The organism is Mycobacterium sp. (genome assembly GCF_035314665.1).
Lineage (GTDB): Bacteria > Actinomycetota > Actinomycetes > Mycobacteriales > Mycobacteriaceae > Mycobacterium.
On record NZ_DATFZD010000350.1, the window covers coordinates 1 to 3,572 of the forward strand.

Here is a 3,572-nt window from a genome sequence, read left to right on the forward strand (position 1 = left end):
GAGCCCCTGCCCAATGCGATGTTCCGCATTGAGCTGGAGAACGGCCACAAGGTGCTTGCCCACATCAGCGGCAAGATGCGGCAGCACTACATCCGCATCCTGCCCGAGGACCGGGTGGTGGTGGAGTTGTCTCCCTACGACTTGTCCCGGGGCCGCATCGTGTACCGCTACAAGTAAAAGCCCGAACCACAAACCAACGAGTAGACAGAACAGGATCGAAACAGCCGTGAAGGTGAACCCGAGCGTCAAGCCGATCTGCGACAAGTGCAGGGTGATCCGTCGGCATGGGCGGGTCATGGTGATCTGCTCCGATCCACGCCACAAGCAGCGCCAGGGCTAGCGGCGATCGCAAGCGCGGCGTAGCCGGGCGCAGCGGGTCGACGCCATATACCCGGCCCGGCCTGTACCGACAACTGAATGCAGACCTCCCAGCACCAGTGAACGGATAGGCCGTTCATCCACGTCCGGAACGGAGGCCGGACCCCGGAGCAATCAGCCGGGAACGGACTGGGATCAGACCTCCGCGAACAGAAGGAATGCCACCCATGGCTCGAGTTGTGGGCGTCGACCTCCCGCGCGACAAGCGCATGGAGGTCGCGCTGACCTACATCTACGGCGTTGGCCGGACCCGGTCGAATGAAATTTTGGCCGCCACCGGTATCGACAAAGACCTGCGCACCAAGGACCTCACCGACGATCAGGTGACCCACCTGCGCGACTACATCGAAGCCAATCTCAAGGTCGAGGGTGACCTGCGCCGTGAGGTGCAGGCCGACATCCGTCGCAAAATTGAGATCGGCTGCTACCAGGGCCTACGGCACCGCCGCGGCCTGCCAGTGCGCGGTCAGCGCACCAAGACCAACGCGCGCACCCGCAAGGGCCCCAAGCGCACCATCGCCGGCAAGAAGAAGGCCAGGTAAGTCATGCCACCAGCCAAGAAGGCAGCCGCTGCCCCCGCCAAGAAGGGTCAGAAGACCCGGCGGCGGGAAAAGAAGAACGTCCCGCACGGCGCCGCCCACATCAAGAGCACGTTCAACAACACGATCGTGACGATCACCGACCTGCAGGGCAACGTCATCGCCTGGGCGTCGTCGGGCCACGTCGGCTTCAAGGGTTCCCGCAAGTCGACGCCGTTCGCCGCGCAGCTGGCCGCCGAGAACGCGGCCCGCAAAGCCCAGGAGCACGGGGTGCGCAAGGTCGACGTGTTCGTGAAGGGCCCGGGCTCGGGCCGCGAGACCGCCATCCGATCGCTGCAGGCCGCCGGGCTGGAGGTCGGCGCGATCTCTGACGTCACCCCCCAGCCGCACAACGGCTGCCGTCCGCCCAAGCGCCGTCGGGTCTAGGAGAAGAACAGACAATGGCTCGTTACACCGGACCCATTACCCGGAAATCACGCCGGCTGCGCACCGACCTCATCGGCGGCGACCAGGCGTTCGAGAAGCGCCCCTACCCGCCCGGCCAGCACGGCCGGGCGCGGATCAAGGAGAGCGAGTACCTGGGGCAGCTGCAGGAGAAGCAGAAGGCTCGCTTCACCTACGGCGTCATGGAGAAGCAGTTCCGCCGCTACTACGAAGAGGCCGCGGGCCGTCCCGGCAAGACCGGTGACGAGCTGCTCCAGATCCTGGAAAGCCGGCTGGACAACGTCGTCTACCGCGCCGGGCTGGCGCGCACCCGCCGGATGGCCCGCCAGCTGGTCAGCCACGGCCACTTCTCGGTCAACGGCGTGCATGTCAACGTCCCGAGCTACCGGGTGTCGCAGTACGACATCGTCGACGTGCGGGACAAGTCGCTGAACAGCGTGCCGTTCCAGATCTCGCGTGAGACCGCCGGCGACCGTCCGATCCCGAGCTGGATTCAGGTGGTCGGCGAGCAGCAACGCATCCTGATCCACCAACTGCCGGAGCGGGCGCAGATCGAGGTGCCGCTCACCGAGCAGCTGATCGTCGAGTACTACTCGAAGTAAAAGACCACCTGCGCCAACCGGTTCAGGTACCTAAACGGCATCAAATAGCGGGTGCCGAGAAGGAGAAGAAGAAACACCATGCTGATCTCACAGCGACCCACCCTGTCCGAAGAGACCATCAGCGACAACCGTTCGCAGTTCGTCATCGAGCCGCTGGAGCCGGGATTCGGTTACACGCTTGGTAACTCGCTGCGCCGCACGCTGCTGTCGTCGATTCCCGGGGCGGCCGTCACCAGTATCCGTATCGACGGCGTGCTGCACGAGTTCACCACCGTGCCAGGCGTCAAGGAAGACGTCACCGACATCATCTTGAACCTCAAGAGCCTGGTGGTGTCCTCGGAAGAGGACGAGCCCGTGACGATGTATCTGCGCAAGCAGGGCCCGGGCGAGGTGACCGCCGGTGACATCGTGCCGCCGGCCGGTGTGACCGTGCACAACCCCGAGATGCACATCGCGACGCTGAACGACAAGGGCAAGCTCGAGATCGAGCTCGTCGTCGAGCGCGGCCGCGGCTATGTTCCGGCCGTGCAGAACAAGGCGTCGGGTGCCGAAATCGGCCGTATCCCAGTCGATTCCATCTACTCGCCGGTGCTCAAGGTGACCTACAAGGTCGATGCCACCCGTGTCGAGCAGCGCACCGACTTCGACAAGCTGATCCTCGATGTCGAAACCAAGAGCTCGATCGGCCCACGTGACGCGTTGGCGTCGGCGGGTAAGACACTGGTCGAATTGTTCGGCCTGGCACGCGAACTCAACGTCGAGGCCGAGGGCATCGAGATCGGGCCGTCGCCGGCCGAGGCGGATCACATCGCGTCGTTCGCGCTGCCGATCGACGATCTGGACCTGACCGTGCGCTCCTACAACTGCCTCAAGCGCGAGGGTGTGCACACGGTTGGCGAGCTGGTGTCGCGCACCGAGTCCGATCTGCTCGACATCCGCAACTTCGGGCAGAAGTCGATTGACGAGGTGAAGGTCAAGCTGCACCAGCTGGGTCTGTCGCTCAAGGACAGCCCGGCCAGCTTCGACCCGTCCGAGGTCGCCGGCTACGACGTGGCCACCGGCACCTGGTCCGCCGAGGGCGCCTACGACGACCAGGACTACGCGGAAACCGAACAGCTCTAAAGACTCAGCAGTATCTAGACAGGAGCGTCAGCAATGCCCAAGCCCACCAAGGGTCCTCGCCTCGGCGGGTCGTCTTCGCACCAGAAGGCGATCCTGGCCAACCTGGCGACGGCGCTGTTCGAGCACGGCCGGATCAAGACCACCGAGACCAAGGCTCGGGCATTGCGGCCCTACGCGGAGAAGCTGATCACCCACGCCAAAAAGGGCACGCTGCACAACCGGCGTGAGGTGCTCAAGAAGATTCGCGACAAGGACGTGGTGCACAACCTGTTCGCCGAGATCGGGCCGTTCTTCGCCGACCGCAACGGCGGCTATACCCGCATCATCAAAGTCGAGGCACGCAAAGGCGATAACGCCCCGATGGCGGTGATCGAGCTGGTGCAGGAGAAGACGGTCACGTCGGAAGCCGATCGTGCGCGTCGGGTAGGCGCGTCGAAAGCCGCTGCCAAGGCTGCTCCGAAGCCTGCACCTGAGCCGGAAGAGGTTG

Annotated in this window: 7 protein-coding genes; all 7 read left to right on the forward strand. The window is 64.5% G+C overall.

Going from position 1 to position 3,572, the window contains the following annotated elements:
• The coding region (gene infA, locus VKI00_RS24005) for a translation initiation factor IF-1 (RefSeq protein WP_414686601.1) at window positions 1–177 on the forward strand (177 nt) is incomplete at its 5' end.
• 49 nt (window positions 178–226) lie between these two features.
• Window positions 227–340, forward strand: coding sequence for a 50S ribosomal protein L36 (gene rpmJ, locus VKI00_RS24010; protein ID WP_003879483.1), 114 nt, complete (start codon window positions 227–229; stop codon window positions 338–340).
• Window positions 341–545: 205 nt separating this feature from the next.
• The gene (rpsM, locus tag VKI00_RS24015; protein ID WP_324441948.1) at window positions 546–920 is read left to right on the forward strand and encodes a 30S ribosomal protein S13; all 375 of its coding nucleotides are present in this window, start codon (window positions 546–548) and stop codon (window positions 918–920) included.
• A gap of 3 nt (window positions 921–923) precedes the next feature.
• Entirely contained in the window at window positions 924–1,343 is a 420-nt protein-coding gene (rpsK, locus tag VKI00_RS24020) for a 30S ribosomal protein S11 (RefSeq protein ID WP_324441950.1), read from the forward strand.
• 14 nt (window positions 1,344–1,357) lie between these two features.
• A complete protein-coding gene (gene rpsD / locus VKI00_RS24025) occupies window positions 1,358–1,963 on the forward strand; it encodes a 30S ribosomal protein S4 (RefSeq protein WP_324441952.1) in 606 nt (201 codons plus the stop codon).
• 78 nt (window positions 1,964–2,041) lie between these two features.
• On the forward strand, window positions 2,042–3,085 hold the full coding sequence (locus VKI00_RS24030) for a DNA-directed RNA polymerase subunit alpha (protein ID WP_324441954.1): 1,044 nt from the start codon (window positions 2,042–2,044) through the stop codon (window positions 3,083–3,085).
• 33 nt (window positions 3,086–3,118) lie between these two features.
• Window positions 3,119–3,572: 50S ribosomal protein L17 (gene rplQ, locus VKI00_RS24035; protein WP_324441956.1), on the forward strand; the 454-nt coding region annotated here is incomplete at its 3' end.